Origin of the sequence: Streptomyces sp. NPDC048751 (assembly GCF_043198595.1) — a bacterium.
Lineage (GTDB): Bacteria > Actinomycetota > Actinomycetes > Streptomycetales > Streptomycetaceae > Streptomyces.
On sequence record NZ_JBICUX010000001.1, the window covers coordinates 614,700 to 639,853 of the forward strand.

23 protein-coding genes are annotated in these 25,154 nt (G+C 70.7%); 20 read left to right on the top strand and 3 right to left on the bottom strand.

Translation table 11 applies throughout. The features are described 5' to 3' along the window. The first annotated feature begins 62 nt into the window (after positions 1 to 62). A complete protein-coding gene (locus ACGFNV_RS02755) occupies positions 63 to 650 on the top strand; it encodes an HdeD family acid-resistance protein (RefSeq protein ID WP_393618813.1) in 588 nt (195 codons plus the stop codon). Positions 651 to 828: 178 nt separating this feature from the next. Beyond that, positions 829 to 1,317, top strand: coding sequence for an ATP-binding protein (locus ACGFNV_RS02760; RefSeq protein ID WP_393618814.1), 489 nt, complete (start codon positions 829 to 831; stop codon positions 1,315 to 1,317). A 161-nt stretch (positions 1,318 to 1,478) separates the two neighbouring features. Here ACGFNV_RS02760 and idi read toward each other — a convergent pair whose 3' ends face one another. From idi to galE, 3 genes are all read right to left on the bottom strand, one after another. After that, complete coding sequence (gene idi / locus ACGFNV_RS02765; RefSeq protein WP_393618816.1) at positions 1,479 to 2,072, bottom strand: isopentenyl-diphosphate Delta-isomerase; 594 nt, start codon at positions 2,070 to 2,072, stop codon at positions 1,479 to 1,481. Between the two features lie 189 nt (positions 2,073 to 2,261). Next, the gene (locus ACGFNV_RS02770) at positions 2,262 to 3,203 is read right to left on the bottom strand and encodes a cation diffusion facilitator family transporter (protein WP_393618818.1); all 942 of its coding nucleotides are present in this window, start codon (positions 3,201 to 3,203) and stop codon (positions 2,262 to 2,264) included. Between the two features lie 178 nt (positions 3,204 to 3,381). Continuing rightward, complete coding sequence (gene galE, locus ACGFNV_RS02775) at positions 3,382 to 4,347, bottom strand: UDP-glucose 4-epimerase GalE (RefSeq protein WP_393618820.1); 966 nt, start codon at positions 4,345 to 4,347, stop codon at positions 3,382 to 3,384. A gap of 299 nt (positions 4,348 to 4,646) precedes the next feature. On the opposite strand from galE, the gene ACGFNV_RS02780 reads away from it, so the two are divergent. The 18 genes from ACGFNV_RS02780 to ACGFNV_RS02865 all read left to right on the top strand — a co-directional run bounded on the left by ACGFNV_RS02780 (position 4,647) and on the right by ACGFNV_RS02865 (position 25,143). Next, positions 4,647 to 6,488 carry a DUF5941 domain-containing protein gene (locus tag ACGFNV_RS02780; protein ID WP_393618821.1) on the top strand — a complete coding sequence of 614 codons (1,842 nt, stop codon included), beginning with the start codon at positions 4,647 to 4,649 and terminating at the stop codon, positions 6,486 to 6,488. After that, positions 6,485 to 7,237 carry a sugar phosphate nucleotidyltransferase gene (locus ACGFNV_RS02785; protein WP_393618822.1) on the top strand — a complete coding sequence of 251 codons (753 nt, stop codon included), beginning with the start codon at positions 6,485 to 6,487 and terminating at the stop codon, positions 7,235 to 7,237. The genes ACGFNV_RS02780 and ACGFNV_RS02785 overlap by 4 nt, the downstream gene beginning before the upstream one ends. Then, complete coding sequence (locus ACGFNV_RS02790; RefSeq protein ID WP_393618824.1) at positions 7,225 to 8,286, top strand: iron-containing alcohol dehydrogenase family protein; 1,062 nt, start codon at positions 7,225 to 7,227, stop codon at positions 8,284 to 8,286. The genes ACGFNV_RS02785 and ACGFNV_RS02790 overlap by 13 nt, the downstream gene beginning before the upstream one ends. Next, positions 8,264 to 9,043: a CDP-alcohol phosphatidyltransferase family protein gene (locus tag ACGFNV_RS02795; protein ID WP_393618825.1), complete on the top strand. Its 780-nt coding sequence runs from the start codon at positions 8,264 to 8,266 to the stop codon at positions 9,041 to 9,043. The genes ACGFNV_RS02790 and ACGFNV_RS02795 overlap by 23 nt, the downstream gene beginning before the upstream one ends. 35 nt (positions 9,044 to 9,078) lie before the next feature. Beyond that, positions 9,079 to 9,924: a glycosyltransferase family 2 protein gene (locus tag ACGFNV_RS02800; RefSeq protein WP_393619983.1), complete on the top strand. Its 846-nt coding sequence runs from the start codon at positions 9,079 to 9,081 to the stop codon at positions 9,922 to 9,924. A 111-nt stretch (positions 9,925 to 10,035) separates the two neighbouring features. Next, positions 10,036 to 10,965 (top strand): ABC transporter permease, encoded by a 930-nt coding sequence (locus tag ACGFNV_RS02805; protein WP_393618827.1) that lies wholly within the window; start codon positions 10,036 to 10,038, stop codon positions 10,963 to 10,965. Further along, complete coding sequence (locus ACGFNV_RS02810; protein ID WP_133925577.1) at positions 10,958 to 11,734, top strand: ABC transporter ATP-binding protein; 777 nt, start codon at positions 10,958 to 10,960, stop codon at positions 11,732 to 11,734. The genes ACGFNV_RS02805 and ACGFNV_RS02810 overlap by 8 nt, the downstream gene beginning before the upstream one ends. Positions 11,735 to 12,093: 359 nt before the next feature. Beyond that, positions 12,094 to 12,996 carry a squalene synthase HpnC gene (gene hpnC / locus ACGFNV_RS02815; RefSeq protein ID WP_393618829.1) on the top strand — a complete coding sequence of 301 codons (903 nt, stop codon included), beginning with the start codon at positions 12,094 to 12,096 and terminating at the stop codon, positions 12,994 to 12,996. Then, positions 12,993 to 13,943 carry a presqualene diphosphate synthase HpnD gene (hpnD, locus tag ACGFNV_RS02820; protein ID WP_393618830.1) on the top strand — a complete coding sequence of 317 codons (951 nt, stop codon included), beginning with the start codon at positions 12,993 to 12,995 and terminating at the stop codon, positions 13,941 to 13,943. The genes hpnC and hpnD overlap by 4 nt, the downstream gene beginning before the upstream one ends. After that, on the top strand, positions 13,943 to 14,083 hold the full coding sequence (locus ACGFNV_RS02825; protein ID WP_393618832.1) for a DUF6380 family protein: 141 nt from the start codon (positions 13,943 to 13,945) through the stop codon (positions 14,081 to 14,083). The genes hpnD and ACGFNV_RS02825 overlap by 1 nt, the downstream gene beginning before the upstream one ends. Then, on the top strand, positions 14,080 to 15,522 hold the full coding sequence (gene hpnE / locus ACGFNV_RS02830; protein ID WP_393618834.1) for a hydroxysqualene dehydroxylase HpnE: 1,443 nt from the start codon (positions 14,080 to 14,082) through the stop codon (positions 15,520 to 15,522). The genes ACGFNV_RS02825 and hpnE overlap by 4 nt, the downstream gene beginning before the upstream one ends. 71 nt (positions 15,523 to 15,593) lie before the next feature. Beyond that, complete coding sequence (locus tag ACGFNV_RS02835) at positions 15,594 to 16,658, top strand: polyprenyl synthetase family protein (RefSeq protein ID WP_393619985.1); 1,065 nt, start codon at positions 15,594 to 15,596, stop codon at positions 16,656 to 16,658. 119 nt (positions 16,659 to 16,777) lie between these two features. Continuing rightward, positions 16,778 to 18,874: a squalene--hopene cyclase gene (gene shc, locus ACGFNV_RS02840; RefSeq protein ID WP_393618836.1), complete on the top strand. Its 2,097-nt coding sequence runs from the start codon at positions 16,778 to 16,780 to the stop codon at positions 18,872 to 18,874. After that, positions 18,874 to 19,515 (top strand): 1-hydroxy-2-methyl-2-butenyl 4-diphosphate reductase, encoded by a 642-nt coding sequence (locus ACGFNV_RS02845; protein ID WP_393618838.1) that lies wholly within the window; start codon positions 18,874 to 18,876, stop codon positions 19,513 to 19,515. The genes shc and ACGFNV_RS02845 overlap by 1 nt, the downstream gene beginning before the upstream one ends. A gap of 5 nt (positions 19,516 to 19,520) precedes the next feature. Further along, on the top strand, positions 19,521 to 20,543 hold the full coding sequence (gene hpnH / locus ACGFNV_RS02850; RefSeq protein ID WP_133925571.1) for an adenosyl-hopene transferase HpnH: 1,023 nt from the start codon (positions 19,521 to 19,523) through the stop codon (positions 20,541 to 20,543). Positions 20,544 to 20,547: 4 nt separating this feature from the next. Further along, positions 20,548 to 21,708: a flavodoxin-dependent (E)-4-hydroxy-3-methylbut-2-enyl-diphosphate synthase gene (gene ispG, locus ACGFNV_RS02855; RefSeq protein WP_393618839.1), complete on the top strand. Its 1,161-nt coding sequence runs from the start codon at positions 20,548 to 20,550 to the stop codon at positions 21,706 to 21,708. 28 nt (positions 21,709 to 21,736) lie between these two features. Continuing rightward, on the top strand, positions 21,737 to 23,725 hold the full coding sequence (gene dxs / locus ACGFNV_RS02860; protein WP_393618841.1) for a 1-deoxy-D-xylulose-5-phosphate synthase: 1,989 nt from the start codon (positions 21,737 to 21,739) through the stop codon (positions 23,723 to 23,725). Next, entirely contained in the window at positions 23,722 to 25,143 is a 1,422-nt protein-coding gene (locus tag ACGFNV_RS02865; protein WP_393618843.1) for an aspartate aminotransferase family protein, read from the top strand. The genes dxs and ACGFNV_RS02865 overlap by 4 nt, the downstream gene beginning before the upstream one ends. The last annotated feature ends 11 nt before the right edge of the window (positions 25,144 to 25,154 follow it).

Genomic DNA, 25,154 nt, shown 5'->3' on the forward strand with positions numbered 1-25,154 from the left:
CGATGGAGAGAGGGGATGAATCAGAGGGGGGATCACAAGCGAAGAGACGCGAGGAGGCGGTCATGGCCACGTCCACCCGCCGCAAGAGCGAGACGGAGAAGCTCCGGCGCGACTTCAGCTGGATCGGCGCGCTCGGCGTGCTCCTGGTGGTCGCGGGACTCGTCGGGCTGATCTACACCGGCCTCGCCACCCTCACGTCGATGATCCTGTTCGGCTGGCTGCTGCTGATCGGCGGCATCGTCGGTCTGCTGCACGCGGTGCAGGCACGCGGCACCAACTTCTTCTGGCTCGGGACCGTCGTCGCGGCCCTGAACATCGCCGCCGGCGTGGTGGTCATCCGCAGTCCCGACGAGACCGCCGCCGCCCTGACCATGTTCGCCGCCCTGCTGTTCCTGGCCGCCGGCCTCTTCCGGGTGGTGGGCAGCCTCGTGGTGCGCGGCCCGCAGTTCGGCTGGACCCTCGTCCTGGGCGCCTTCGACCTGCTGCTGGGTGCCCTGGTGCTGGCGCACTGGCCGAGCAGCAGCAAGTACGTCATCGGCTGCTTCTTCTCGCTCGCGCTGCTCTTCGACGGGCTCGGTCTGATCGCCACCGGCTTCGGCGGCCGGCGCGTGGTCGGCATGGTCACCGACCGGCTGTCCAAGGGACGGTGACGAGGCCGATGACGAGGTCGGTGGCGTACAACCCGAAGAGTTCGCAAGCTCGGCGTGGCCAGGACAGGAGTGGTCCCACAACTGACGGTGTCATACGCCAGTGGTCAGAAACGCTCGATATTCGCTGACTTCTGTTCAGTTCTCGGGAGTCGGGGCGCGCGGTACCAACACTCGTCGTGTGGTGACAATCGAGCGCAAGGGTGGCGACCGGACGATGGAGAACCACGGGCCGCCGCAGCCGCTGCCGTACGAAGGTGTCTGGCGGTTCACCGCCCCCGCCGAGGACGCCTCGGTCCCGCAGGCGCGACACGCGGTACGGGACCTGCTCCACCGCCAGGGAGTGCCGGTCTCGGACGACCTGGCCCAGGGGCTTCTGCTGATCGTCTCGGAGCTGGTGACGAACGCCGTCCGCCATGCGGCGCTGCTGTCGCCGATGCTCGCCGTGGAGGTCGCCGTCGGCGCGGAGTGGGTGCGGGTGTCAGTCGAGGACAACCACCCCTACCGCCCCACCGCCCTGGAGACCGACCACGGCCGCACCGGCGGACGCGGACTGCTCCTGGTGCGCGAGATCACCCTCGAGGCGGGCGGCGTGTGCGACGTCGAACACACTGCAACCGGCGGCAAGGTGATCTGGGCCGCCCTCCCCCTCAAGCCCACCGGCCCGTGAGCCCGGCCGGCCGCCGGCGTCCCCCGGCGGCCCGTCGCCTGCTCTGCACCCCCGCCGACGAGGCGCGGCTGAGACCGATCACCCGTGGGCGGGGCGGCAGCCCGTGACCCCCGACCGCCGATGAGGTGGCCAACCCGCCTGCGCCCGCGGCACCCCCGCCGTCACCAACCCGCCGACGGCCCCGTCAGTTCGCGTACCGCTGGGCGGGCCGCGTCCAGGACGGTCATGAACCAGGCCGAGAACGTGTCCTTGGCGTGGCGTTCCGCCAGTTCGGCCGGTGTGACGAAGGCTGTGGCGCCGACCTCGCCGGAGTCCGGGCGGAGTGGGGACTGCACCAGGCCCACGAAGAGGTGGTTGTACTCCTGCTCCACGAGGCCGGAGTCGGGGTCCGGGTGGTTGTAGCGGACGGTGCCCGCCTCGGCGAGCAGTGTCGGGGAGACCCCGAGCTCCTCGTGGGTCCGGCGCGCCGCCGCCGCGAAGGGTGCCTCACCGGGGTAGGGGTGGCCGCAGCAGGTGTTGGACCAGACACCGGGCGAGTGGTACTTGCCGAGCGCCCGCTGTTGGAGCAGCAGCCGGCCCCGCTCGTCGAAGAGGAAGACCGAGAACGCGCGATGCAACTGCCCGGGTGGCTGGTGCGCGGCCAGCTTCTCCGCGGTGCCGATCGTCACACCGTTCTCGTCGACGAGTTCCAGCAAAATCGCGTCCTCGGTGCCGCTCGACGTGCTGTGCGTCGCGGTGGCAGGTGTGATCGGCATACCCATCCTTCGCATCGGTCTTCGCGCCCCAAGTCTGCCGTACGAAACCGGCACTCCCGGCACTTCACGGCGCGCGTCACCCGCCCCGGCGCCGGAAGAGGGGCCCGGTAGGTGATCGTGCCCTGCGTGACAGGGCGGGAACCGTCCGTGGTGGTCGCGACGGTGGTCACGCCGGTGGTGACGACAGCCTCAGTGGCAGAGCCGGGCCTCGTGCTCCGCATGCCCGCTCGGCTCCAGCTGGAAGGTGCAGTGCTCGACGTCGAAGTGGTCGCCGAGGCAGCCCTGCAACTCGTGCAGCATCTTCTCGTGCCCTATGGCGTTGAGCGCGTCGGAGGTCACGACGACGTGCGCGGACAGCACCGGCATGCCGGAGGTGATCGTCCAGGCGTGCAGGTCGTGGACGTCCTGCACTCCGTCCAGGGCGAGGATGTGGGCCCGTACCTCCGCGATGTCGACGTCCTTGGGGGCCGCCTCCAGCAGCACATCGAGGGTCTCGCGCAGCAGCTTGAAGGTGCGCGGCACGATCATCAGGCCGATCACCAACGAGGCGATGGGGTCGGCGGCCTGCCAGCCCGTGGCGAGGACGACCAGCGCGGAGAGGATCACCGCGAGCGAGCCCAGCGCGTCCGCAGCCACTTCCAGGAAGGCGCCCCGCACGTTCAGACTGTCCTTCTGACCGCGCATCAGCAGCGTCAGCGAGATCATGTTCGCGACCAGGCCGATCGCGCCGAACACGATGGTCAGACCGCCCTCGGTGCCGGCCGGCGTGATGAACCGCTGGATCGCCTCGTACAGGACGTAACCGCCGACCCCGAGCAGCAGCAGACAGTTGGCGAGCGCGGCGAGGATCTCGGCGCGGGCGTACCCGAAGGTGCGGTTCCCGCTCGGCGGGCGGCTCGCGAAGTGGATGGCGAGCAGCGCCATGCCCAGGCCCAGCGCGTCCGTCGCCATGTGCGCCGCGTCCGCGATCAGGGCGAGCGAGTCCGCGAGGACACCGCCGACGATCTCGACCACCATGACGGTGAGCGTGATCGACAGCGCGACCCGCAGCCGACCGCGGTAGGCCGCTGTCGCCGTACCGCCCGTCGGCACGTGCGAGTGCGCGTGCCCGTGATCGTGCCCAGCCCCCATGAGAAGCCGCCCTCCTAGGTGTCGCCGTGGTCTCCGGGACCACAGTCAACTACGGGTGGGGGGTATCGGGCAACGCGGCACTGAACACCGTTGTCATGTGCCCTGACCTGCGGAAACGAACCGCGGAACGAAACACGAACGAACCACCGAACGAAGCGCAGGTCAGAACGGTGCGCGCTCACCCGCCGTGGTGCAGCCGCCACCCCTGCCACGCCGACTCGACCATCTCGCGCACCCCGCGCCGAGCCGTCCAGCCGAGCTCCTCGGCGGCCAGCGCGGCCGAGGCGACCGCGCGCGGGGCGTCGCCCGGGCGCCGGGGCTCGACCAGGGCGGGTCGCGGGTCACCGGTGACCTCGCCGATCAGCGTGACCAGTTCCCGTACCGAGACGCCCTCGCCGCGGCCGATGTTCACCGTCAGGTCACCGTTGGGCCCGCCGGGCCGCCGGGCCGCCGCGAGGTGCGCCTCGGCGAGATCGGCGACATGGATGTAGTCGCGTACACAGGTGCCGTCCGGCGTCGGATAGTCGTCGCCGAAGATCCGCGGGGCCTCGTCGCGGGTGAGCCGGTCGAAGACCATCGGCACTATGTTGAAGACGCCGGTGTCGGCCAGCTCGGGCGCCGCCGCGCCCGCCACGTTGAAATAGCGCAGGCACACCGTCGCGATGCCGTGCGCCCGGCCCGCCGCCCGCACCAGCCACTCCCCGGTGAGCTTCGTCTCGCCGTACGGGTTCACCGGCGCGCACGGGGTGTCCTCGGTGATGAGATCCACATCGGGATTGCCGTACACGGCCGCGGAGGAGGAGAAGACGAACCGCTCCACCCCGGCCCCGGCGACCGCCTCCAGCAGCGCGGCGAGACCGCCCACGTTCTCCTGGTAGTACCGCGTCGGCCGCGCCACCGACTCCGCGACCTGCTTGCGCGCGGCGAGATGCACCACACCCGTGACCGCGTGCTCGGCCAGGACCCGCTTCACCAGGTCGGCGTCCGACGACGAGCCCCGTACCAGCGGCACACCCGCCGGCAGTCGCGAGGGAACCCCCGCCGACAGGTCGTCCAGCGCGACGACCCGCTCCCCGGCGCCGGCCATGGCCCGTGCCACATGGGCCCCGATGTATCCGGCTCCGCCGGTGATCAGCCACGTCATGGTCGCCCACCTTATGCCGACCCCCGCGAGGCAGGCGCAATGTCCCGGATGCGAGGTGTAAGGGGCGCGGTTTGTGGGCCGGGCCGCGCATCACCGATGATGATCTCGGCAAAGGCCGGGTACGGACCTCTCCAACGGTGTCATGAACAGGCGGTGAACGCCTGTTTCCCGGCATCCGATAGCCTCTGCCGACACGCCGCCCACCTGGTGCAGCCATCACCTCTGCTGCAGCCAAGGGGCGCCCCCCATCGTGCACACGACCGGCGCGGACGCGTCGGGGACCCAGGGAGTGAGTTCGGTTGCCGACCGCCATCCTCACCGGTCAGCCGGTCCCCGGATCGTCGATCGAGGGGGATCTGCGGTCCCTCGGTTTCGACGTCCGGGCCGCGGCCGACCCCACGGACGCGGAGACGCTCCTCGCCCAGGTGCCGACCGAGCAGCGGGTCGCCGTGGTCGACGCCCGCTTCGTCGGCCATCTGCACGCGCTGCGCCTCGCCCTCACCGACCCCCGCTTCCCGCTCGCCGCGATCCCCGGCGCGGTGACCGCGCAGGCGGCCGGCCGACAGGCGCTGACCCGGGCGATGGCCCGCGAGAACTCCGCGAGCGACGGCGGTACCGCACGTGGGGGTGCCCCCGCGCGAGCCAAGTCGAGCGTGGGGGACGTCGACAGCCTCGCCGACCGCGTCGTCACCGCTCTGGACGCCGACGGCACACCGGTCCACCACCCCACGCTCGGCAGTCTCGTCGCCACCGTCCCCGCCGACCCGCAGGCCCGCAACGAGGCACGGCAGGCCGTCGCCGCCGTCGACGACGAGGCCGTACGCCTGAAGTCGGCCGTGAAGGCCCACGACGGCTTCTTCACCACCTACTTCATCAGCCCCTACTCCCGCTACATCGCCCGCTGGTGCGCCCGCCGCGGCCTGACCCCCAACCAGGTCACCACCGCGTCCCTGCTCACCGCGCTCATCGCGGCCGGCTGCGCGGCCACCGGCACCCGTGGCGGGTACGTCGCCGCCGGTGTCCTGCTGATCGCGTCGTTCGTCCTGGACTGCACCGACGGCCAGCTCGCCCGCTACTCGCTGCAGTACTCCACGCTCGGCGCCTGGCTCGACGCCACCTTCGACCGCGCCAAGGAGTACGCCTACTACGCCGGTCTCGCCCTCGGTGCGGCCCGCAGTGGTGACGACGTGTGGGCCCTCGCCCTCGGCGCGATGGTCCTGCAGAGCTGCCGGCACATCGTGGACTTCTCCTTCAACGAGGCCAACCACGACGCCACCGCCAACACCAGCCCCACCGCCGCCCTCTCCGACAAGCTCGACAGCGTCGGCTGGACCGTCTGGCTGCGCCGGATGATAGTCCTGCCCATCGGCGAACGATGGGCCATGATCGCCGTACTCACGGCGGCCACCACCCCCCGGATCACCTTCTACGCCCTGCTGGTCGGCTGCGCCTTCGCGGGGACGTACACCACGGCGGGCCGGCTGCTCCGCTCCCTGACGCGCAAGGCACAGCGCACCGACCGGGCGGCCAAGGCGCTGGCGGACCTCGCGGACAGCGGACCGCTCACCGAACTGCTCCTGCGCACCGCGCGCGGCACGTATCCGCGCGGTGGGGTCTACGCGGCCGCTGCCGGAGCGCTTCTGGTGGTCCTCTCGGCCGGGCTGTGGGGCGCCGGATGGCAGACCGTCCTGTGTGCCGTCGGTTACGTCTTCATGTCCGCCGCGGCCGTCCAGCGCCCCCTCAAGGGCGCCCTGGACTGGATGGTTCCGCCGCTGTTCAGGGCCGCCGAATACGGCACCGTCCTCGTCCTCGCCGCCAAAGCGGAGGTGAACGGGGCCCTTCCTGCGGCTTTCGGGCTGGTGGCGGCTGTCGCCTACCATCACTACGACACGGTGTACCGCATCCGCGGCGACGCCGGAGCGCCCCCGGCCTGGCTGGTGCGCGCCATCGGGGGGCACGAAGGACGGACGCTGCTCGTCACCGTCCTCGCCGCGCTTCTCACCGCCTCGCAGTTCACGGCGGCGCTCACGGCCCTCGCCGTGGCCGTCGCCCTGGTGGTGCTCGTCGAGAGCATCCGCTACTGGGTCGCCGCCCACAAGGGTGGCGCGCCCGCCGTACACGATGAAGGAGAACCCGCATGATCGGCCTCGTGCTGGCGGCCGGCGCCGGACGGCGTCTGCGCCCCTACACCGACAGCCTGCCCAAGGCGCTGGTGCCGGTGGGGCCCGCGGGCATAGAGGGCGAACCGACGGTCCTCGACCTCACCCTCGGCAACTTCGCCGAGATCGGTCTGACCGAGGTCGCGATCATCGTCGGCTACCGCAAGGAGGCCGTCTACGCGCGCAAGGCGGCCCTGGAGGAGAAGTACGGCCTCAAGCTCACCCTCATCGACAACGACAAGGCCGAGGAGTGGAACAACGCCTACTCCCTGTGGTGCGGCCGTGACGCCCTCAAGGACGGTGTGATCCTCGCCAACGGCGACACCGTCCATCCGGTCTCCGTCGAGAAGACGCTGCTCGCCGCCCGCGGCGACGGCAAGAGGATCATCCTCGCCCTCGACACCGTGAAGTCCCTCGCGGACGAGGAGATGAAGGTCGTCGTCGACCCCGACCAGGGCGTCCAGAAGATCACCAAGCTCATGGACCCGGCCGAGGCCACCGGCGAGTACATCGGCGTCACCCTCATCGAGGGCGACGCGGCCGCCGACCTGGCCGACGCGCTGAAGACCGTGTGGGAGACCGACCCGCAGCAGTTCTACGAGCACGGCTACCAGGAGCTCGTGCACCGCGGCTTCCGCATCGACGTCGCACCGATCGGTGACGTCCCGTGGGTCGAGATCGACAACCACGACGACCTCGCCCGGGGACGGGAGATCGCGTGCCACTACTGACCAGGCTCATCCCCTCGCCGGTCGTCGTGGACATCCGCCCGGGTGCCCTCGACGACCTGGGCTGCGTCCTCGCCGACGAGCGCATCTCGCACTCCGGCAAGCTCGCCGTCGCCGTCAGCGGCGGCTCCGGCGCCAAGCTCCGCGAGCGGATCGCCCCCAGCCTGCCCGGCGCCACCTGGTACGAGGTCGGGGGCGGCACCCTCGACGACGCGATCCGGCTGGCCGGCGAGATAAAGGCCGGCCACTACGACGCGGTCGTCGGGCTCGGCGGCGGCAAGATCATCGACTGCGCCAAGTTCGCCGCGGCGCGCATCGGCCTGCCGCTGGTCGCCGTACCGACGAACCTCGCCCACGACGGCCTGTGCTCGCCGGTCGCCACGCTCGACAACGACGCGGGGCGCGGCTCCTACGGTGTGCCGAACCCGATCGCGGTCGTCATCGACCTGGACGTCATCCGCGAGGCCCCGGTCCGCTTCGTGCGGGCGGGCATCGGCGACGCGGTGTCGAACATCTCGGCGATCGCGGACTGGGAGCTCGCCAACCGCGTCAACGGCGAGAAGATCGACGGCCTGGCCGCCGCGATGGCCCGCCAGGCCGGCGAGGCGGTGCTGAGGCACCCGGGCGGCATCGGGGACAACGACTTCCTCCAGGTGCTCGCCGAGGCGCTGGTCCTCAGCGGTATCGCCATGTCGGTGTCGGGCGACTCACGCCCCTCCTCCGGCGCGTGCCACGAGATCAACCACGCCTTCGACCTGCTCTTCCCCAAGCGCGCGGCCGCCCACGGCGAGCAGTGCGGCCTGGGCGCGGCCTTCGCGATGTACCTGCGCGGGGCCCACGAGGAGTCGGTGTACATGGCCGAGGTGCTGCGTCGGCACGGTCTGCCGGTGACGCCGGGCGAGATCGGCTTCACGGTGGACGAGTTCGTCCGGGCCGTGGAGTACGCCCCGCAGACCAGGCCCGGCCGCTACACGATCCTCGAACACCTCGACCTCACCTCCCAACAGATCAAGGACACGTACGCCGACTATGTCAAGGCCATCGGTAGCTGAACTCCGTCCGGTCGTCCATCCCGCAGGGGTGAAGGACCGGCGCAGCGGTGAGCACTGGATGGGACGCCTCTACATGCGTGAGGTGTCCCTGCGGGTCGACCGCTACCTGGTGAACACCAGGGTCACGCCCAACCAGCTCACGTACCTGATGACCGTCTTCGGCGTGCTCGCGGCCCCGGCCCTGCTGGTGCCGGGGATCGCGGGCGCCGTCCTGGGCGTGGTGTGCGTCCAGATGTACCTGCTGCTGGACTGCGTCGACGGCGAGATCGCGCGCTGGAGGCAGCAGTACTCGCTCGGCGGCGTCTACCTCGACCGGGTCGGCGCCTACCTCACCGACGCCGCGGTGCTCGTCGGCTTCGGCCTGCGCGCCGCCGACCTGTGGGGCAGCGGCCGGATCGACTGGCTGTGGGCCTTCCTCGGCACCCTGGCCGCCCTCGGCGCCATCCTGATCAAGGCCGAGACCGACCTGGTCGGCGTCGCGCGGCACCAGACCGGCAAGCCGCCGGTCCAGGAGGCCGCCTCCGAGATGCGCTCCTCCGGCATGGCGCTGGCCCGCCGGGCCGCCGCCGCCTTCAAGTTCCACCGGCTGATCCTCGGCATCGAGGCCTCCCTGCTGATCCTGGTCCTCGCGATCGTGGACCAGATGCGCGGCGACCTCTTCTACACCCGGCTCGGTGTCGCGGTGCTGGCCGGCATCGCGATGCTGCAGACCGTGCTGCACCTCGTGTCCATCCTCGCTTCGAGCAGGCTGAAGTGACCGCGCCCATCAAGGTCGGCGCGGTCGTCATCACCATGGGCAACCGCCCCGACGAACTGCGCGCCCTCCTCGACTCGGTCGCCAAGCAGGACGGCGACCGGGTCGAGGTGGTCGTCGTCGGCAACGGCTCGCCCGTCCCGGACGTCCCCGAGGGCGTACGGACCGTGGAGCTGCCCGACAACCTCGGCATACCCGGCGGCCGCAACGTCGGCATCGAGGCCTTCGGCCCCGGCGGCCGCGACGTCGACGTGCTGCTCTTCCTCGACGACGACGGGCTGCTCGCGCACCACGACACCGCCGAGCTGTGCCGTGCGGCCTTCGCGGCCGACCCGGACCTCGGCATCATCAGCTTCCGCATCGCCGACCCGGACACCGGCGTCACCCAGCGCCGCCACGTGCCCCGGCTGCGGGCCGCCGACCCGATGCGCTCCTCGCGGGTCACCACCTTCCTCGGAGGGGCCAACGCGGTCCGTACGAAGGTCTTCGAAGAAGTCGGCGGGCTCCCGGACGAATTCTTCTACGCCCACGAGGAAACCGATCTGGCATGGCGGGCCCTCGACGCGGGCTGGATGATCGACTACCGGTCCGACATGGTGCTGTACCACCCCACGACCGCGCCCTCCCGGCACGCGGTCTACCACCGCATGGTCGCGCGCAACCGGGTCTGGCTGGCCCGCCGGAACCTGCCCGCCCTCCTCGTCCCCGTCTACCTGGGGGTCTGGATGCTGCTCACGCTGGCGCGCCGCCCCTCGCGGCCCGCGCTGAAGGCGTGGTTCGGCGGCTTCAAGGAGGGCTGGACCACACCGTGCGGACCTCGCCGGCCCATGAAGTGGCGTACGGTGTGGCGGCTGACGCGACTGGGACGACCCCCGGTCATCTGACAAGCTCGTTCCTGAGAGCGTCCGGGCCTGAGATCATTCGGGTCGTACCCCGGCCCCGGCTCATGCCAGGCCCGCACAGGCTGTGCATCTCGAAGACGAAAGTTTCCACTTGTGAGTGAGACAACGCATGACGGTGGAGTCGCGGTGAGTGCGCCTCCGTCGCCCGACGAGGGCCTCCCGCCGCGGCAGCTCGCCGCCAAGTACGGGCTGTCCGTGAGCGGCGCGCGGCCCGGGCTGGGGGAGTACGTCCGCCAGCTCTTCGGACGCCGTCACTTCATCCTGGCCTTCTCCCAGGCGAAGCTGACCGCCCAGTACAGCCAGGCCAAGCTCGGACAGCTGTGGCAGGTGGTCACACCGCTGCTGAACGCGGCCGTGTACTTCTTCATCTTCGGCGTGATCCTCGAGGCCGACCGGGGCATGCCGCGCGAGGTGTACATCCCGTTCCTGGTGACGGGTGTGTTCGTCTTCACCTTCACGCAGAGCTCGGTGATGGCGGGCGTCCGCGCGATCTCCGGCAACCTCGGACTGGTGCGCGCGCTGCACTTCCCGCGCGCCTCCCTGCCGATCTCCTTCTCGTTGCAGCAGCTCCAGCAGCTGCTGTTCTCGATGATCGTGCTGTTCGCGGTGGCGGCCGGCTTCGGCAGCTACCCGGACCTGTCCTGGCTGCTGATCGTGCCGGTGCTGGTCCTGCAGTTCCTGTTCAACACCGGCCTCGCCCTGATCATGGCCCGGGCCGGTGCGAAGACGCCCGACCTGGCGCAGCTGATGCCGTTCGTGATGCGTACGTGGATGTACGCGTCCGGTGTGATGTTCTCCATCCCGATCATGCTGGAGGACAAGCCGCAGTGGGTGGCGAACCTCCTCCAGTGGAACCCGGCGGCGATCTTCATGGACCTGATGCGCTTCGCGCTCATCGACGGCTACGGCTCCGAGAACCTGCCCGACCACGTGTGGGCGGCAGCGGGCGGCTGGGCCGCGCTGTTCGCCGTCGGTGGCTTCGTGTACTTCTGGAAGGCGGAGGAGAGGTACGGCCGTGGCTGAGCAGCAGACCGAACTGGTTCCGACCGTCATCGCGGACGACCTGCACATCGTCTACCGCGTCAACGGCGCCAAGACCGGCAAGGGCAGCGCCACCGCCGCCCTCAGCCGTATCGTCAAGCGCGGCGAGGAGCGCGGCGTGCGCAAGGTGCACGCGGTGCGGGGGGTCTCCTTCGTCGCCTACCGGGGCGAGGCCATCGGCCTGATCGGCTCCAACGGCTCCGGCAAGTCGACGCTGCTGCGGGCCATCGCCGGCCTGCTCCCCGCCGAGAAGGGCAAGGTCTACACCGACGGTCAGCCCTCGCTCCTCGGTGTGAACGCGGCGCTGATGAACGACCTCACGGGCGAGCGGAACGTCATATTGGGCGGGCTCGCCATGGGCATGTCCCGTGAGGAGATCAAGGAGCGCTACCAGGACATCGTCGACTTCTCCGGGATCAACGAGAAGGGCGACTTCATCACCCTGCCGATGCGCACCTACTCCTCCGGCATGGCGGCCCGTCTGCGCTTCTCCATCGCCGCCGCGAAGGACCACGACGTCCTGATGATCGACGAGGCCCTGGCCACCGGTGACCGCGCCTTCCAGAAGCGTTCCGAGGCGCGCATCCGGGAACTGCGCAAGGAAGCCGGCACCGTGTTCCTCGTCAGCCACAACAACAAGTCGATCCGCGACACCTGCAACCGCGTCCTGTGGCTGGAGCGCGGCGAACTCCGCATGGACGGCCCGACCGAAGAGGTCCTGAAGGAGTACGAGAAGTTCACGGGCAAGTAGCCCGATCGGTCGGGGCCCCGCCGGAACTGGTCCGGCGGGGCCCTGCGTCTGCAAAGTAAGCGTCAACTCCAGGCATGCTTAGGAATCTTGACGCCAATCGGTGTGTTCTTGTGATGCGCGGGACACCCCCACGGTCCTCGACGCGTTGTACAACGTAAGCTGTACCGGTGCCGAAACGCGGCAAGTGGGGCGATAATGCGCGACACCCTTCGGTAGGGCCTCCGCGCGGAAGGCTGGGCGGCGTGTCCGAAATAGTGTGTATTGGGTCGGCAGTGTAGAACGGGAGATGTGACGGCAATGGCTACGGAAACTCCCCAGCTCAACGCAGCACGTGCCGTCCCCGCCCCGGGCAGCCGACGGTGACGGGAACCGACGCGCCGGACGCCGGCGCCGCGGAGCGCGGCACGCTCGACAAGGCCGCGGACGAGAACTTCCCCGTGGCGCCCTTCTTTCTGCCCAGGGCCTGGCGCACCGACCTGATGGCCGTCTACGGCTTCGCCCGCCTCGTCGACGACATCGGCGACGGCGACCTCGCCCCCGGCGGCGCCGACGCCCGCCTGCTCGGTGTGGAGCCGCACGACGCCGAGGACCGGCTGGTGCTCCTGGACGCTTTCGAGGCCGACCTCCACCGCGTCTTCGACGGCACCCCGCGCCACCCCCTGCTGCTCCGCCTCCAGCCCACCGTCCACCTCCGCTCGCTCACCCCCGAGCCCTTCCTCGGCCTGATCGCCGCCAACCGCCAGGACCAGGTCGTACGGCGCTACGAGACCTACGACGACCTCCTCGCCTACTGCGAACTGTCCGCCAACCCCGTCGGCCGGCTCGTCCTCGCCGTCACCGGCACCGCCACCCCCGAACGGATCCGCCGCTCCGACGCGATCTGCACCGCCCTGCAGATCGTCGAACACCTCCAGGACGTGGCCGAGGATTTCGGCCGCGACCGCGTCTACCTGCCCGCCGCGGACATGAAGCGTTTTCACGTCCAGGAGGCGGATCTCGCCACGAACACCGCGAGCGCGTCGGTGCGCGCACTGGTCGCCTACGAAGCCCAACGCGCCCGCGACCTCCTGAATGAAGGCGCCCCCCTGGTGGGTAGCGTCCACGGCAGACTCAAGCTGCTGCTCGCGGGGTTCGTGGCGGGGGGAAGGGCGGCGATCCACGCGATCTCCGCCGCCGAATTCGACGTACTTCCCGGCCCGCCCAAGCCCGGCAAGCTCCGGTTGCTGCGCGAGGTGGGCCTGACTCTGCGAGGAGAGGGGTGATCCGGACCGTGGAGTCAGCACCGAACGTGCCCGCACCGGTACTCGCCGCCTACAGCTACTGCGAGGCCGTCACCGGACAGCAGGCCCGTAACTTCGCGTACGGCATCAGACTGCTGCCCACGCCCAAGCGCCGCGCGATGTCGGCGCTCTACGCGTTCTCCCGGCGCGTCGACGACATCGGCGACGGCGCGCTCGGCGACGACGTGAAGGCAGCGCGGCTGGAGGACACCAGGGCGCTGCTCACCCGGATCCGCCAGGGCGAGGTCGACGAGGACGACACCGACCCGGTCGCCGTCGCCCTCACCCACGCCGCCCGGGCCTTCTCGATCCCCCTGGGCGGCCTGGACGAACTCATCGACGGCGTGCTCATGGACGTACGCGGTGAGACCTACGAGACCTGGGACGACCTGAAGGTGTACTGCCGCTGCGTGGCCGGAGCCATCGGGCGGCTCTCACTCGGCGTCTTCGGTACGGAACCCGGGGCGCGCGGCACCGAGCGCGCGCCGGAGTACGCCGACACGCTCGGTCTCGCGCTGCAACTCACCAACATCCTCAGGGACATCCGCGAGGACGCCGAGGGCGGCCGCACCTATCTGCCCGCCGACGACCTCGCCAAGTTCGGCTGCTCCGCCGGGTTCAGCGGGCCGAGACCACCGGAGGGCTCCGACTTCGCGGGCCTGGTGCACTTCGAGGTGCGACGGGCCCGCGCCCTCTTCGCCGAGGGCTACCGGCTGCTCCCCATGCTCGACCGGCGCAGCGGCGCCTGTGTCGCCGCCATGGCCGGCATCTACCGCCGCCTCCTCGACCGCATCGAACGCCACCCGGAGGCCGTACTGCGCGGCCGGGTCTCGCTGCCCGGCCGCGAGAAGGCGTACGTCGCCGTCCGCGGCCTCTCCGGTCTGGACACCCGGCACGTGTCCCGGCAGACCGTCAGGAGGCGCGTGTGATGCGCGACCTGGACCGGGGCGAGACCACCGGCGGCGCCCGGCACGCAACCCTCCGGCACCCGGCGGCGTCCCTGACTGCGACGGCTCGCCGAGCACGCCCGTCGCAGGTCGGCGGGGCCGCAGGGGAGGGCGCACGATGACCGACGGCACGCGGCCCGACGGGCTGCTCGCGGACGCCACCGGAGACGGTGTCCATGAGCGCGGAACGCGGGACGCCGTCGTGGTGGGCGGCGGGCTCGCCGGCATCACCGCCGCGCTCGCGCTCGCCGACGCCGGTGTGCGCGTGACCCTGCTCGAAGGCAGGCCGAGACTGGGCGGGCTCGCCTTCTCCTTCCAGCGCGGCGAACTGACCGTCGACAACGGCCAGCACGTCTACCTGCGCTGCTGCACCGCCTACCGCTGGTTCCTCGACCGGATCGAGGGCACCGCGCTGGCCCCGCTGCAGGACCGCCTCGATGTGCCCGTCCTCGACGTCACCAAGCCCGAAGGGCGGCGGTTGGGCAGACTGCGCCGCGACGCGCTGCCGGTGCCCCTGCACCTGGGGCGCAGCCTCGCCACGTATCCGCACCTCTCGCTCGCCGAGCGCGCCAGGGTCGGCCGTGCCGCGCTCGCGCTCAAGGGGCTCGACCTCGCCGATCCGACCCTGGACGCACAGGACTTCGGCAGCTGGCTGACCGCGCACGGCCAGTCGGCACGTGCCGTCGAGGCCCTGTGGGACCTGGTCGGGGTCGCCACCCTCAACGCGGTCGCGGGCGACGCCTCACTGGGGCTCGCCGCGATGGTGTTCAAGACCGGTCTGCTGTCCGACCCGGGCGCGGCCGACATCGGCTGGGCTCGGGTCCCGCTGGGCGAACTGCACGACCGGCTGGCCCGCAAGGCGCTCGACTCCGCGGGCGTGCGTACCGAGGTCCGTTCACGCGTCACCTCCATCTCCCTTGACGCAAACGGGCGTTGGAGCGTTCAGATGCCCGGCGAGACACTGGCGGCGGACGCGGTCGTGCTCGCCGTACCGCAGCGCGAGGCCCACGGGCTGTTGCCGGACGGAGCGCTCGACGCCCCCGGACAACTGCTGGAGATCGGCACCGCTCCGATCCTCAACGTGCACGTCGTCTACGACCGCACGGTGCTCACCCGGCCCTTCTTCACCGCCCTCGGCTCCCCGGTGCAGTGGGTCTTCGACCGCACCGAGGCGTCGGGCCTGCGCGAGGGCCAGTACCTCGCCCTGTCGCAGTCCGCCGCGCACGACGAGATCGAGGAGCCCGTGGCCGCCCTGCGCGAGCGCTACCTGCCCGAACTCGAGCGGCTGCTGCCCGCCGCGCGGGGCGCCGAGGTACGGGACTTCTTCGTGACCCGGGAGCGCACGGCGACGTTCGCGCCCACCCCCGGCGTCGGACGGCTCAGGCCCGGCGCCCGCACCAAGGCCCCCGGCCTCTACCTGGCCGGAGCGTGGACCGCCACAGGGTGGCCCGCGACCATGGAGAGTGCGGTCCGCAGCGGTGTGAGCGCGGCGGACGCCGCGCTGAGCGCCCTGGGCCGCCCCCGTCCCCGCCACCTCTTCGACTTCGAGGAGGCCGCGTGAGGATCGATCAGCACGGCTCGGCAGGTCAACGCACCTCCGGTACCGCAACAAGAGGAGAGACTGTGCCCACTGTGCCCCCGGCCTCGACGGCCGCCCGGCGGACACCGGTGGACGTGACCGCGTTGCTGGAGCGCGGGCGGACCCTGGCCACCCCGGTACTGCGTGCGGCGGTCGACCGCCTGGCGCCGCCCATGGACACTGTTTCCGCCTACCACTTCGGCTGGATCGACGCCCACGGCAACCCCACGGACGGCGACGGCGGCAAGGCCGTGCGCCCCGCCCTCGCGGTGCTGTCCGCGGAGGTCACCGGGGCGGCGCCCGAGGTCGGTGTGCCCGGCGCGGTCGCCGTCGAACTGGTCCACAACTTCTCGCTCCTGCACGACGACCTCATGGACGGCGACGAGCAGCGCCGCCACCGCGACACCGTGTGGAAGGTGCACGGTCCCGCCCAGGCGATCCTCGTCGGCGACGCCCTGTTCGCCCTGGCCAACGAGGTCCTGCTGGAACTGGGCACGGTGGAGGCCGGCCGCGCCACCCGCCGTCTGACCACCGCGACCCGCGCCCTGATCGACGGCCAGGCCCAGGACATCTCCTACGAGCACCGCGACCGCGTCAGCGTCGAGGAGTGCCTGGAGATGGAGGGCAACAAGACCGGCGCCCTGCTCGCCTGCGCCAGCTCCATCGGCGCCGTGCTCGGCGGCGCGGACGACCACACCGCCGACACGCTGGAGAAGTACGGCTACCACCTCGGCCTCGCCTTCCAGGCCGTCGACGACCTCCTCGGCATCTGGGGCGACCCGGTCGCCACCGGCAAACAGACCTGGAGCGACCTGCGCCAGCGCAAGAAGTCCCTGCCCGTCGTGGCCGCCCTCGCGGCGGGCGGCAGCGCCTCCGAGCGGCTCGGCGAGATGCTCGCCGCCGACGCCAAGAGCAGCGACTTCGAGAACTTCTCCGAGGAGGAGTTCGCGGCCCGCGCCGCCCTCATCGAGGAGGCCGGCGGCCGCGAGTGGACCGCCGAAGAGGCACGTCGTCAGCACACCATCGCCATCGAAGCCCTCGACGCCGTCGACATGCCCGACCCGGTGCGGGCCCGGTTCACGGCGCTCGCGGACTTCGTCGTCGTACGAAAGAGATGATCACTATCGGTCGAATACTCCTCGCGTAGTCGCCGGCCGGTGTCGCGGACACCCACGCACCGGCCGACGGCGGACCCACAGCAGACAGCACCACTTGCACACTGCACGAAGGGGAAGCCATGACAGCGACGACCGACGGAAGCACCGGGGCCCCGCCGCCCCGCGCTGCCGCGGCCAGCGAATCCGACAGCAACGTCCCCGCGGCGGCCGGGGTCCACGAAGCCGCCACGCGCGCGGTCCGGCGCGCCACCGACTTCCTGCTCTCCCGCCAGGACGCCGAGGGCTGGTGGAAGGGCGACCTCGAGACCAACGTCACCATGGACGCCGAGGACCTGCTGCTCCGTCAGTTCCTGGGCATCCGTGACGAGTCGACCACCCGGGCCGCCGCCCTCTTCATCCGCGGCGAGCAGCGCGAGGACGGCACCTGGGCCTCCTTCTACGGCGGACCCGGCGAACTCTCCACCACCATCGAGGCGTACGTCGCCCTCCGCCTGGCCGGCGACGCACCGGACGACCCCCACATGGCGAAGGCGTCGGAGTGGATCCGCGCCCGGGGCGGTATCGCCGCCGCCCGTGTCTTCACCCGGATCTGGCTGGCTCTGTTCGGCTGGTGGAAGTGGGAGGACCTGCCCGAACTCCCGCCCGAGCTCATCTTCTTCCCGAAGTGGGTGCCGCTCAACATCTACGACTTCGGGTGCTGGGCCCGGCAGACCATCGTGCCGCTCACCATCGTCTCCGCGAAGCGCCCGGTACGCCCCGCGCCCTTCCCGCTCGACGAGCTCCACACCGACCCGCTCCATCCCAATCCGCCCAAGCCCCTTGCTCCGGCGGCCAGTTGGGACGGCGCCTTCCAACGCCTCGACAAGGCACTGCACGCCCTGCGCAGGGTCGCCCCGCGCAGACTGCGCAGGGCCGCGATGAACACCGCCGCCCGCTGGATCATCGAACGCCAGGAGAACGACGGCTGCTGGGGAGGCATCCAGCCTCCGGCCGTGTACTCCCTCATCGCGCTGCACCTGCTCGGCTACGACCTCCAACACCCCGTGATGCGCGAGGGACTCGCCTCACTGGACCGGTTCGCCGTCTGGCGCGAGGACGGGGCCCGGATGGTGGAGGCCTGCCAGTCGCCCGTGTGGGACACCTGCCTCGCCACCATCGCCCTCGTCGACGCCGGGGTCCCCGCCGACCACCCGCAGCTCGTCAAGGCCGCGGACTGGATGCTCGGCGAGGAGATCGTCCGGCCCGGCGACTGGTCCGTCAAACGACCCAAACTGCCGCCGGGCGGCTGGGCGTTCGAGTTCCACAACGACAACTACCCCGACATCGACGACACCGCCGAGGTCGTTCTCGCCCTGCGCCGCGTCAAGCATCCCGACCCGGACAGCGTCGACCGGGCCATCGGACGCGGGGTGCGCTGGAACCTCGGCATGCAGTCGAAGAACGGCGCGTGGGGCGCCTTCGACGTCGACAACACCAGCCCGTTCCCCAACCGGCTGCCGTTCTGCGACTTCGGCGAGGTCATCGACCCGCCGTCCGCGGACGTCACCGCGCACGTCGTGGAGATGCTCGCCGTCGAGGGCCTCACCCACGACCCGCGCACCCGGCGCGGCATCGACTGGCTGCTCGCCGAACAGGAGCCGGACGGCTCGTGGTTCGGACGCTGGGGAGTCAACTACGTCTACGGCACCGGCTCGGTGGTGCCCGCCCTGACCGCCGCCGGACTGCCCGGCTCGCACCCGGCGATCCGGCGGGCCGTGGCCTGGCTGGAGCGCGTCCAGAACGACGACGGCGGCTGGGGCGAGGACCTGCGCTCCTACAAGTACGCCAAGGAGTGGAGCGGCCGGGGTGCCTCGACCGCCTCCCAGACGGCGTGGGCGCTGATGGCCCTGCTGGCGGCGGGGGAGCAGGACTCCAAGGCGGTCGAACGGGGCGTCGAGTGGCTCGCGTCCACCCAGGGGGAGGACGGCTCCTGGGACGAGCCCCACTTCACCGGCACCGGCTTCCCGTGGGACTTCTCCATCAACTACCACCTCTACCGGCAGGTCTTCCCGCTCACCGCGCTCGGCCGCTACCTCCACGGAGAGCCTTTCGCGGACAGGACGGGCAGGACGGGCAGGACTGACAGGGCCGACGGGACTGACAGGACCGACAGGACCGACGGAGCCGACGGTACCGACGGAACCGACCAGCCGCTCGCCGAGGTCAAGGGGAGCTGATGACCGTCAAGCCCGCCCCGGCCCCGCTGCTGATCGCCTGCGCGCTCGGCATCGAGCACCTCGCCCTGCGCATGGGCGATCGCACCGGGGCCGGCGGGCCGGTCACCGTCCTGCGGACGGGCATGGGGCCCAGGGCGGCCGAACGCTCCGTCGGCCGGGTGCTGGCCGACCCGGCGCTCGGCGGGGCCGCCGTGCTGGCCACGGGGTTCTGCGCGGGCCTCGCGCCCGGCATGCACCCCGGTGACCTGGTCGTCGCCGAGGAGACCCGCGACCCCCGCGGAAACGTCCCCTGTGTGGCGACCGAACTGCTCGTGAAGGAACTGGTGCGTACCCTGCCCGGGCGTACCGTCCACACCGGCCCCCTGGTGGGCTCCGACCACGTCGTGCGCGGACACGAACGGTCCGCTCTGCGCGCGACCGGCGCAATCGCGGTCGACATGGAGTCGGCGGCCACGCTCCTGAGCGCCGTCCACGCGGGCGAGCGCCCGGTTGCGGCCGTCCGGGTGGTCGTGGACGCTCCAGAACATGAACTCGTCCGGATCGGCACGGTGCGCGGTGGAATATCAGCCTTCCGTGTCCTTCGTTCCGTCCTGCCTACTTTCTTCGAATGGCACCGTAATGTGCTGCTCCCCCGGAGGTGAGCCTCATGGCCATGCCGCTGCGCCAGTCCATCAAGGTCGCTACATACCTCGCCGAACAGAAACTCCGTAAGCGGGAGAAGTTCCCGCTGATCGTCGAACTCGAACCCCTCTTCGCCTGCAACCTGAAGTGCGAGGGCTGCGGCAAGATCCAGCACCCGGCGGGGGTGCTGAAGCAGCGCATGCCCGTGGCCCAGGCCGTCGGCGCGGTGCTCGAATCCGGCGCCCCGATGGTGTCCATCGCCGGTGGCGAACCGCTGATGCACCCGCAGATCGACGAGATCGTGCGCCAGTTGGTGGCCAGGAGGAAGTACGTCTTCCTCTGCACCAACGCCATGCTGCTGCGCAAGAAGATGGACAAGTTCAAGCCCTCCCCGTACTTCGCCTTCGCCGTGCACATCGACGGGCTGCGCGAGCGGCACGACGAGTCCGTGGCGAAGGAGGGGGTGTTCGACGAGGCGGTGGAGGCCATCAAGGAGGCCAAGCGGCGCGGCTTCCGGGTGACCACCAACTCGACCTTCTTCAACACCGACACCCCGCAGACCATCGTCGAGGTGCTGAACTTCCTCAACGACGACCTGAAGGTCGACGAGATGATGATCTCGCCCGCCTACGCCTACGAGAAGGCGCCCGACCAGGAGCACTTCCTGGGCGTGGAACAGACCCGCGAACTGTTCAAGAAGGCCTTCGCCGGAGGCAACCGCAGGAAGTGGCGGCTGAACCACTCGCCGCTCTTCCTGGACTTCCTGGAGGGCAAGGTCGACTTCCCGTGCACCGCGTGGGCGATCCCGAACTACTCCCTCTTCGGCTGGCAGCGTCCCTGCTACCTGATGAGCGACGGGTACGTGCCGACGTACCGCGAGCTCATCGAGGACACGGACTGGGACAAGTACGGCCGCGGCAAGGACCCGCGCTGCGCCAACTGCATGGCGCACTGCGGCTACGAGCCCACCGCCGTCCTCGCCACCATGGGCTCCCTCAAGGAGTCGCTGCGGGCCATGCGCGAGACCGTCTCCGGAAACCGCGAGTGACGCCGTGACGGCCGTCCCCCTGGGCGTTCCCGAGGTACCGGTCCGGCCGATCGCCGAGCGGCGCGTGTCGCGGCGGATCCAGGTCGGTCCGGTGGCCGTCGGGGGCGGGGCCCCCGTGTCGGTGCAGTCGATGACGACGACCCGTACGTCGGACATCGGTGCCACGTTGCAGCAGATCGCCGAGCTCACCGCGTCCGGCTGCCAGATCGTCCGGGTCGCCTGCCCCACGCAGGACGACGCGGACGCCCTCGCGACCATCGCCCGCAAGTCGCAGATCCCGGTGATCGCGGACATCCACTTCCAGCCCAAGTACGTGTTCGCCGCCATCGAGGCGGGCTGTGCGGCCGTACGGGTGAATCCCGGCAACATCAAGCAGTTCGACGACCGGGTGAAGGAGATCGCGCGGACCGCCAAGGACCACGGCACCCCGATCCGCATCGGCGTCAACGCCGGCTCACTCGACCGGCGGCTGCTGCAGAAGTACGGCAGGGCGACCCCGGAGGCCCTCGTGGAGTCGGCGCTGTGGGAGGCGTCCCTCTTCGAGGAGCACGACTTCCGCGACATCAAGATCTCCGTCAAGCACAACGACCCCGTCGTGATGGTCGAGGCGTACACCCAGCTCGCCGCGCAGTGCGACTACCCGCTGCACCTCGGGGTGACGGAGGCGGGTCCCGCGTTCCAGGGCACGATCAAGTCGGCGGTGGCGTTCGGGGCGCTGCTCTCCCGGGGCATCGGGGACACCATCCGGGTGTCGCTGTCCGCGCCGCCCGCCGAGGAGGTCAAGGTCGGCATCCAGATCCTTCAGTCCCTGGGGCTCCGGCAGCGCCGACTGGAGATCGTCTCCTGTCCGTCCTGCGGGCGGGCCCAGGTCGACGTCTACAAGCTGGCCGACGAGGTCACCGCGGGCCTGGAGGGCATGGAGGTCCCGTTGCGCGTCGCGGTCATGGGATGTGTGGTCAACGGCCCCGGCGAGGCCCGGGAGGCGGATCTGGGGGTCGCCTCCGGCAACGGCAAGGGACAGATCTTCGTCAAGGGCGAGGTCGTCAAGACCGTGCCCGAGTCGAAGATCGTGGAGACCCTCATCGAGGAGGCGATGAGGATCGCCGAGCAGATGGAGCAAGAAGGCGGCGCCGCGTCGGGGGAACCGACCGTCACCGTGAGTTGAACGGCACGGACCGAGAGGGGGCCCGAGCGTGACGATCCTGGAGAACATCCGGCAACCACGCGACCTGAAGGCGCTGTCCGAGGCGGAACTCGGTGAACTGTCAGAGGAGATCAGACAGTTCCTGGTGCACGCGGTCGCCAGAACGGGCGGCCATCTGGGACCCAACCTGGGCGTGGTGGAACTGACCATCGCGCTGCACCGGGTCTTCGAGTCACCGGTCGACCGCATCCTGTGGGACACCGGCCACCAGAGCTACGTGCACAAGCTGCTGACGGGACGTCAGGACTTCTCCAAGCTGCGCGGCAAGGGCGGCCTGTCCGGCTACCCCTCCCGCGAGGAGTCCGAGCACGACGTCATCGAGAACAGCCACGCCTCCACGGCGCTCGGCTGGGCCGACGGACTCGCCAAGGCCCGTCAGGTGCAGGGCGGGAAGGGCCACGTGGTCGCGGTCATCGGCGACGGCGCGCTGACCGGCGGCATGGCCTGGGAAGCGCTCAACAACATCGCGGCCGCCAAGGACCGGCCGCTGATCATCGTCGTCAACGACAACGAACGCTCGTACGCACCGACCATCGGCGGCCTCGCCAACCACCTGGCCACCCTGCGCACCACGGACAGCTACGAGAGGGTCCTGGCCTGGGGCAAGGACGTCCTGCTGCGGACGCCACTGGTGGGCGGCACCCTCTACGAGTCGCTGCACGGCGCGAAGAAGGGCTTCAAGGACGCGTTCGCCCCGCAGGGCATGTTCGAGGACCTCGGGCTGAAGTACGTCGGCCCGATCGACGGGCACGACACCATGGCCGTCGAGTCCGCGCTGCGCCGCGCCAAGCGCTTCCACGGGCCGGTCCTGGTGCACTGCCTCACCGAGAAGGGCCGAGGCTACGAGCCCGCCCTCGCGCACGAGGAGGACCACTTCCACACCGTCGGCGCCATGGATCCCCTCACCTGCGCGCCGCTCGTTCCCGCCCACGGGCCGTCCTGGACGTCGGTGTTCGGCGAGGAGATCGTCCGGATCGGAGAGGAACGCGACGACGTCGTGGCGATCACGGCGGCCATGCTGCACCCGGTGGGCCTCGGCCGGTTCGCCGAACGTTTCCCGGACCGGGTGTGGGACGTGGGCATCGCCGAGCAGCACGCGGCGGTGAGCGCGGCCGGGCTCGCGACCGGCGGACTGCATCCCGTCGTCGCCGTCTACGCCACCTTCCTCAACCGTGCCTTCGACCAACTGCTCATGGACGTCGCCCTGCACCGCTGCGGGGTCACGTTCGTGCTGGACCGGGCCGGGGTCACCGGCGTCGACGGTGCCTCCCACAACGGCATGTGGGACATGTCGGTGCTCCAGGTCGTCCCTGGTCTGCGGATCGCCGCGCCGCGAGACGCCGAACAACTGCGGGCGCAGCTGCGGGAAGCGGTCGCGGTCGACGACGCGCCCACGCTGGTCCGCTTCCCGAAGGAGTCGGTCGGGCCGGAGGTGCCCGCGATCGACCGTGTCGGCGGGCTGGACGTCCTGCACCGAGGGCCCGGCACGCCCGAGGTCCTGCTGGTGGCCGTCGGTGTCATGGCACCGGTGTGCCTCCAGGCCGCCGAGCTGCTGGAGGCCCGCGGGATCAGCTGCACGGTCGTGGACCCCCGCTGGGTCAAGCCCGTCGACCCGGCCCTGCCCGGTCTCGCCGCCGAGCACCGGCTGGTGGCCGTCGTCGAGGACAACAGCCGCGCGGCCGGCGTGGGCTCCGCCGTCGCGCTCGCCCTGGGTGACGCCGACGTCGATGTGCCGGTCCGTCGGTTCGGCATCCCGGAGCAGTTCCTCACGCACGCCAAGCGCGGTGAGGTGCTGGCCGACATCGGCCTCACGCCGGTGGACGTCGCGGGCCGGATCGGGGCGAGCCTGGCCGTGAGGGAGGTGGGGTCGGCAGAGAGGGAAGCGGGTCCGGCCGCGCGGGGGGCGAGCCCGACCGTCGACGAAGAGACGACCAAGGGGAAAGAAGAGACGACCAAGGGGAAAGAGAAACAGGAATGACGACCGCCGAATCCGCGTCGCAGCCGTCGGGCCGGGCCGGGGACTTCGACCTCGGTGCCCTGCTCGCCGAGCGCGGAGCCGAGCGCTACGAGCTGCACGCCAAGCACCTCAACCACCAGCTCCCGCGCATGCTGCACACCATCGGCTTCGACAAGGTCTACGAGCGGGGAGAGGGCGCCTACTTCTGGGACGCGGACGGCGACGACTACCTCGACATGCTCGCCGGGTTCGGGGTGATGGGCCTCGGCCGCCACCACCCCGTCGTCCGCAAGGCGCTGCACGACGTCCTCGACGCCCAGCTCGCCGACCTCACCCGCTTCGACTGCCAGCCCCTGCCCGGGCTGCTGGCCGAGCGGCTGCTCACCCACAGCCCCCACCTGGACCGGGTGTTCTTCGGCAACAGCGGCACGGAGGCGGTCGAGACAGCACTGAAGTTCGCCCGGTACGCGACAGGGAAACCCCGCGTCCTGTACTGCGATCACGCCTTTCACGGGCTGACCACCGGCTCGCTGTCCGTCAACGGCGAGTCCGGCTTCCGCGACGGCTTCGCGCCGCTGCTGCCCGACACCGCCGTCCCGCTCGGCGACCTCGACGCACTGGCGAGGGAGCTGAAGAAGGGCGACGTGGCGGCCCTCGTCGTCGAGCCGATCCAGGGCAAGGGCGTGCACGAGGCCCCGCCCGGCTACCTCCGCGCCGCGCAGGAACTGCTGCACCGGAACAAGGCGCTGCTGATCGCCGACGAGGTGCAGACCGGACTCGGCCGCACCGGCGACTTCTACGCCTACCAGCACGAGGACGGCGTCGCACCGGACCTGGTGTGTGTGGCCAAGGCGCTCTCCGGCGGCTACGTGCCGGTCGGCGCCACACTCGGCAAGGACTGGATCTTCAAGAAGGTCTATTCGTCGATGGACCGCGTGCTGGTCCACTCGGCGAGCTTCGGATCCAACGCGCAGGCCATGGCGGCGGGGCTCGCCGTGCTGTCGGTCATGGAGGACGAGCAGGTTGTCGCGAACGCGCGCGCCACCGGGGAGCTGCTGAGGTCCCGGCTCGCCGCCCTGGTCGACAAGTACGAGCTGCTCGCCGACGTCCGCGGCCGGGGACTGATGATCGGCATCGAGTTCGGCAGACCGAAGTCACTGAAGCTGCGCAGTCGCTGGGCGATGCTCCAGGCCGCCCGCAAGGGGCTCTTCGCGCAGATGGTGGTCGTCCCGCTGCTCCAGCGGCACCGGATTCTCACCCAGGTCTCCGGCGACCACCTGGAAGTGATCAAGCTGATCCCGCCGCTGATCATCGGCGAGCGCGAGGTGGACCGGTTCGTCGACGCCTTCACGGAGGTGATGGACGACGCGCACAACGGGGGCGGGCTGATGTGGGACTTCAGCAAGACGCTGATCAAGCAGGCGGTGGCGAACCGATAGAGGCGACCGGC

Bases quoted from the DNA above. Each gene is read 5' to 3' on its own strand.
- ACGFNV_RS02755 (WP_393618813.1), top strand. From the start codon at position 63: ATGGCCACGTCCACCCGCCGCAAGAGCGAGACGGAGAAGCTCCGGCGC.
- idi (WP_393618816.1), bottom strand. From the start codon at position 2,072: ATGCCGATCACACCTGCCACCGCGACGCACAGCACGTCGAGCGGCACC.
- ACGFNV_RS02770 (WP_393618818.1), bottom strand. From the start codon at position 3,203: ATGGGGGCTGGGCACGATCACGGGCACGCGCACTCGCACGTGCCGACG.
- galE (WP_393618820.1), bottom strand. From the start codon at position 4,347: ATGACGTGGCTGATCACCGGCGGAGCCGGATACATCGGGGCCCATGTG.
- ACGFNV_RS02785 (WP_393618822.1), top strand. From the start codon at position 6,485: ATGATCGGCCTCGTGCTGGCGGCCGGCGCCGGACGGCGTCTGCGCCCC.
- ACGFNV_RS02795 (WP_393618825.1), top strand. From the start codon at position 8,264: ATGTCAAGGCCATCGGTAGCTGAACTCCGTCCGGTCGTCCATCCCGCA.
- ACGFNV_RS02800 (WP_393619983.1), top strand. From the start codon at position 9,079: ATGGGCAACCGCCCCGACGAACTGCGCGCCCTCCTCGACTCGGTCGCC.
- ACGFNV_RS02825 (WP_393618832.1), top strand. From the start codon at position 13,943: ATGCGCGACCTGGACCGGGGCGAGACCACCGGCGGCGCCCGGCACGCA.
- hpnE (WP_393618834.1), top strand. From the start codon at position 14,080: ATGACCGACGGCACGCGGCCCGACGGGCTGCTCGCGGACGCCACCGGA.
- shc (WP_393618836.1), top strand. From the start codon at position 16,778: ATGACAGCGACGACCGACGGAAGCACCGGGGCCCCGCCGCCCCGCGCT.
- ACGFNV_RS02845 (WP_393618838.1), top strand. From the start codon at position 18,874: ATGACCGTCAAGCCCGCCCCGGCCCCGCTGCTGATCGCCTGCGCGCTC.
- hpnH (WP_133925571.1), top strand. From the start codon at position 19,521: ATGGCCATGCCGCTGCGCCAGTCCATCAAGGTCGCTACATACCTCGCC.
- ACGFNV_RS02865 (WP_393618843.1), top strand. From the start codon at position 23,722: ATGACGACCGCCGAATCCGCGTCGCAGCCGTCGGGCCGGGCCGGGGAC.